This is a genomic window from Arthrobacter sp. Y3223164 (assembly GCF_059091005.1).
In genome coordinates this window covers 1-4207 of record NZ_JBNHGF010000251.1, presented here as the reverse complement: position 1 = coordinate 4207, position 4207 = coordinate 1, and the positions used below count along the sequence as shown (strand labels likewise).

Below are 4207 nucleotides of genomic sequence, written 5' to 3'. Positions count from 1 at the left end.
CGGCACGCATCCATGCGGCGGCCGGGGGAACGCCGTTCTACGTCCACGAGCTCCTGGAGGGCGGCGCGGGGGCAGGTCTCGATGCCGCCGGAACCGGTAAGGCCCAGGCGGAAGCCGCGGTGCTCCAAGACCGCCTCGACCGGCTCTCGGCGGACGAGCGGGCGGTGCTGGACGCCGTCGTCGTCCTCGGGGAGGACGCGAGCCACCAGCTCTTGGCGCGTATGACGGGGCTGCCGCCGGCCGACCTGACCCGGGTGTTGAAACGCCTTGCCGCCGCGCGGTTCTTCAGCGCCCTGCTTCCGCGCCCGCGGATCCAGCATGCCCTGGTGGCCGAAGCGGTGCTCGCCGCGCTGGAGCCCGAACGGCAGGCCGAACTGCACGGCCGGGCGGCTGCCGCCCTGACGGCACAGGGCAGCGAAAGCGCCGTGGTGGCGGGCCACCTTCTGGCCACCAAACCGGGCGCCGACCCTGCCTCGGCCGAAGTCCTGCTTGATGCCGCCGGGGGAGCCCGCCGGATCGGCGCAGCGGAACTCGCTGTCCGGCTCATCGAACGGGCCATGGCGGAGAACGGGCTGGCGCCGGATCTGCAGCGCCGGATCGCGATTGAAGCGTCGCTGGCCCATCAGGCCGCCGGCCACCTCACGCAGGCGGAGGTGCTGGGACGGCGGGCGCTGGCCATGACCCACGGCACCCGGGCGCGCGTGGAGCTGCTGCTGGAGTTCGCCGAGGCACGGTATTCAATCAACCGGATAGAGGAAAGTTCGCGTTACTACAGCCAGGCCCTGGGCGAACTGGACAACGACGGCGACCCGCACACCGAGCTCAGGCGGCGGGTGGTTGCGCTGGCAACAGGGGCGGGGTTCCAGCAGCTGCAGTTCTCGGAGGAGTACCGTCAGGAGCTGGCGAGCATCCTGGTGCAGGACCCGGCCCGGGACGGCCCGAGCGACCGGCTGTTGCTGGTGCAGGAGGCGCTGCGCCTGACCGTGACCGGAACCGATGCCCAGCGCAGCGGGGAACTGGCCCTGCGGGCGTGCGCCGGCGGAAAACTGCTGGCGGAGGTCGGCGCGGAATCCAACATCATCAACTACGCGACCGGTGCGCTCAACGGCTCGGAACAGGACGCCGCTGCCCTGGAGCTGCTGGACGCGGCCATCGCGGAGGCGCGGGCCAACTCCTCGCCGATGGCGAACGCCACCCTGACCTATTGCCGCGGCGCCATCCACTTGAACCGGGGTCGGCTGCGGTTGGCCCAAATGGACCTGGAAACGAGCATGCAGGCGGCAGACACCGGCTGGCGGACGTACCTGGAGGTAGCCTGCGTGACGCTGGCCGAGGTCTACCTTGCCCGGGATGACCTGGCCGCCGCCGACGCCCTGCTCAAACGGGTCCCGCTGGCGGAAGAACGCGTGCCGCTGGTCCAGGCGATGGCGCTCCAGCTGCACGGAGTGGTGGCCGCCGGACACGGCGACCACCAGCTGGCGCTGGAATACTTCGCCACCGCCATGGACCTCGACGCCGGCCTGGGCCCGACATTGAACCTGTGGACGCGCAGTGCCATCGAATCCGCCGCCCGTGCCGGGCAGACCGAATACGCCTCCGCGGTTGCCGCCGACCTGCTCCAAGAGGTCCGTTCCTTCGGTGCTCCGCGCCTGACCGGCACCGTGATGCGGGCCGCCGCGCTGGCGCAGCCCGGGCCGAGCGCCGTCGTCATGCTGCGCGAAGCCATCTCGCTGCTCGAAGCCCACGAGGGCCGCTACCAGCTGGCACTGGCCCTGGCCGACCTGGCCGAGATCTGCCTGCAGCCCGCACGGGGCGACGCGCTGTCGGTGTTCCGGACGGAAGCGCTGGCGGCGGCCCGCAAGGCGCTGGTCCTTGGGAACCGGATCGGGGCCGCCGCGGTGGCCCGGCGCATGACCCGCCTGCTCGGGCAGCAGGATCTTCACCTGCCGCTGATCGCCGAGAACAAGGCCGACCGGCTGACGCCGGCCGAGTACCGGGTCTGCTCCTTGGCGGCCAGGGGACTCACGAACCGCAAGATCGCGGCCGAACTGTTCATCACCATCAAGGCGGTGGAGTGGCACCTGTCCCGGTCGTTCGCCAAGCTCGGGATTGCGTCCCGCAAGGAATTGGCGGCCGTGTTGGACCGGCAGGACTGACCCGCGCCAGGGTTAGCGCAGCGGCACACCCTAGGTTTTCCTAACTAGGGTGGATTGATCTGGCAAACGGAAGCCGCCGGGACCATGATTGAAGGTGTCAGCAACCGGAACGGGAGACCACACCGGAGGCGGCGGCACCCCGGATCCGAGTTGGGGGGACATGCCTTAGGGCGGTGGATCCGATGCCGCACACGAAATGGCTCGAAGTGAGTTGGCTAATGGGGAGGCCTGACTTTGGGCCATTTCGTATGTCTGCGACCATGACAGACTGGATCCGTGGCCCATCTCGACGTCTCCAACATCGCATATTTCCTTTCCGACGGCCGCCAGCTGCTCAACGGCGTCGGCTTCAAGGTCGGCGACGGTGCCAAAACCGCGCTGATCGGACCCAACGGCACCGGCAAAACCACCCTGCTGCGGATCATCGCCGGCGACATCGCTCCGGACGAAGGCGCCGTGGCACGCTCCGGCGCCATGGGCATCATGCGGCAGTTCGTCGGCCAGGTCCGGGACGGGACCACGGTACGCGACCTTCTGGTCGGCGCCGCCCCGCCGGCCCTCGCCGCCGCGGCACGAGCAGTGGATGAAGCCGAACTGGCCATGATGGAGCACGACGACGAGCCCACCCAGATGCGGTACGCGCAGGCGCTTGCGGACTGGGGCGACGCCGGCGGCTACGAGCAGGAGACCGTCTGGGACGAGGTCACCTCGGCCGCCCTGGGCGTGCCCTTCGACCGCGCGCAGCACCGCACCGCATCGACCCTGTCCGGCGGTGAACAAAAGCGCCTGGTGCTGGAAGCGCTCTTCGCCGGCCCGGACGAGTTGCTGCTGCTGGACGAACCGGACAACTATCTGGACGTGCCCGGCAAGCGCTGGCTGGAGGAGAAGCTGCGGGAATCGCGGAAGTCGGTGCTGTTCGTCAGCCACGACCGTGAACTGTTGGCCAATGCCGCCACCAGGATCGTCACGCTCGAACCCGGCGCCCTTGGCGCCACCGCCTGGGTCCACGGCGGCGGCTTCGAGAGCTACCTGCAGGCCCGGGACGACCGCAACGCCCGCTTCGAAGAACTGCGCAAGCGGTGGGACGAGGAGCACGCCAAGCTCAAGGAGCTGGTGAACATGTACAAGAACAAGGCCGCGTTCCGCTCCGACATGGCCAATCGGTACCACGCCGCCCAGACCCGGCTGGAGAAGTTCCTGGAGGCCGGGCCGCCGGAGGCCGTGCCGATCGAACAGAACGTGCAGATGCGGCTCAAGGGCGGGCGGACGGCCAAACGGGCGGTGGTGGCCACCAAGCTGGAGCTGACCGGCCTGATGAAGCCGTTCAGCACCGAGATCTGGTTCGGCGACCGGGTGGGGGTGCTGGGCTCCAACGGTTCCGGCAAGTCCCACTTCCTGCGCCTGCTCGCCGGCGGCGGCACCGACCCGGAGAAAGAGCACCTGCCGGTCTCCGAGGTCCGGATCGCCCACGTGCCGCACGCCGGCACCGTAAAGCTAGGGGCCAGGATCCGTCCCGGCTTCTTTGCCCAGACCCACATCCGCCCCGACCTGCTGGGCCGTTCCCTGGTGGACATCCTGCACCGCGGCGACGACCACCGCTCCGGCCTGGGACGCGAGGCCGCGGCCGCCGTCCTGGACCGCTACGGCTTGGCCCGGCAGGCGGAACAGCTGTACGACTCGCTCTCCGGCGGGCAGCAGGCCCGGCTGCAGATCCTGTTGCTGGAACTTTCGGGCGCCACCCTGCTGCTGCTCGACGAGCCGACCGACAACCTGGACCTGCATTCCGCGGAGGCGTTGGAGCGGGCCATCGACGCGTTCGAGGGCACGGTGCTGGCCGTCACCCACGACCGCTGGTTCGCGCGCAGCTTCGACCGGTTCCTGGTGTTCGGCTCCGACGGCAGGGTCTACGAGAGCGAAACCCCGGTGTGGGACGAGGAACGCGTTGTCCGGGAGCGCTGAACCGCCCGGCGTCGGGGAGAACGTCGAGGAGGGCGAGGCCGCGAAGCGCCGGCCCGGTGCACCGCGCGGCGAGGCAAGACAGCGCCCGGCCG

General features: G+C 69.9%; 2 protein-coding genes. Both read left to right on the top strand.

All coding sequences use genetic code 11. The features are described from left to right. On the top strand, positions 1-2156 hold a 2156-nt coding region (locus AC5RUJ_RS11975), incomplete at its 5' end, for a helix-turn-helix transcriptional regulator (protein WP_494155909.1). Between the two features lie 276 nt (positions 2157-2432). Next, positions 2433-4115 (top strand): ABC-F family ATP-binding cassette domain-containing protein, encoded by a 1683-nt coding sequence (locus tag AC5RUJ_RS11970; RefSeq protein ID WP_494024945.1) that lies wholly within the window; start codon positions 2433-2435, stop codon positions 4113-4115. The last annotated feature ends 92 nt before the right edge of the window (positions 4116-4207 follow it).